1 protein-coding gene is annotated in these 903 nt (G+C 62.3%); it reads right to left on the bottom strand.

The window, feature by feature from the left end:
- Window positions 1-15: 15 nt before the first annotated feature.
- Window positions 16-857, bottom strand: a protein-coding gene (locus ACFQ4G_RS21905) for an IS5 family transposase (protein WP_379041123.1) whose coding sequence is annotated in 2 segments (ribosomal slippage) — window positions 16-458 and window positions 458-857 — 843 coding nt in all. Because the reading frame shifts where the segments join, the coding sequence is not laid out codon by codon here.
- Between the last annotated feature and the right edge of the window lie 46 nt (window positions 858-903).

Here is a 903-nt window from a genome sequence, read left to right as displayed (position 1 = left end):
AGAGTCTGTCCGGCATCATGATGTTTTCTGACAGAGCTTTCGGGTCATTAGGCGGATGGAGGCCAAGAGGACGAACGCTCGCCCTTTCCGGCTTTTGCATTCCCAATCCTTCGCGAGACGGCGGCAGCGGTTGAGCCAACCGATCGTTCGCTCGACAATCCAGCGCTTGGGCAAGACGACGAAGCCCTTGACCTGATCGGACCGCCTGACGATCTTGACCGTGATCGTGCGGTAGACCTTGCGCAGACCATCTTGGAAGGTCGGTCCCTGATAGCCGCCGTCGGCGAAGAGCTTGAGAAGAAACGGGTAGAGGCCGAACAGCGTGGCCATCACCAGCACGCCGCCATCCCGATCCTGAATGTCGGCGGGATGGACGAGCGCGTGCATCAGCAGGCCCTGCGTGTCGACCAGGATGTGGCGCTTCTTGCCCCTGATCTTCTTGCCCGCGTCGTAGCCGGGCGGGTCGATCGAGCGCCCCCTTTTTCCGCGCCCTTCACGCTCTGGCTATCGATGATGGCTGCCGTCGGGCTGACCTCCCGACCCACACACTCCCGGCAGGCGACGTAGAGCGTGTGATGGATCCGCTCCAGCGTGCCGTCATAGTCCCAGAGATCGAAGTAGTCGTGCACCGTCGAGCGCGCCGCCAGATCCTTCGGGATCGCCCGCCATTGGCAGCCGGTGCTCAGCACGTACATCAGGCCGTTTACCACTGCCCGCATGTCGACGCTGCGCTTGCCGCCGCCGCGCTTGGCTGGAGGGATCAGGGGCTCGATCAGCGCCCACTCGTCATCCGTCAGGTCACTCGGATAACGAAGCTTACTTCGATCGTAGCGGGTCCGGTTCTCAGTCGTCCACATCGGCAGCCTCCACACAGGCAGCCTTGAATCACAAACCCCTCACATC

Origin of the sequence: Methylobacterium marchantiae, assembly GCF_042679825.1 — a bacterium.
Lineage (GTDB): Bacteria > Pseudomonadota > Alphaproteobacteria > Rhizobiales > Beijerinckiaceae > Methylobacterium > Methylobacterium marchantiae.
Note: the sequence above shows the minus strand (reverse complement) of the source record. Positions and strands in the feature narration are given on the sequence as shown.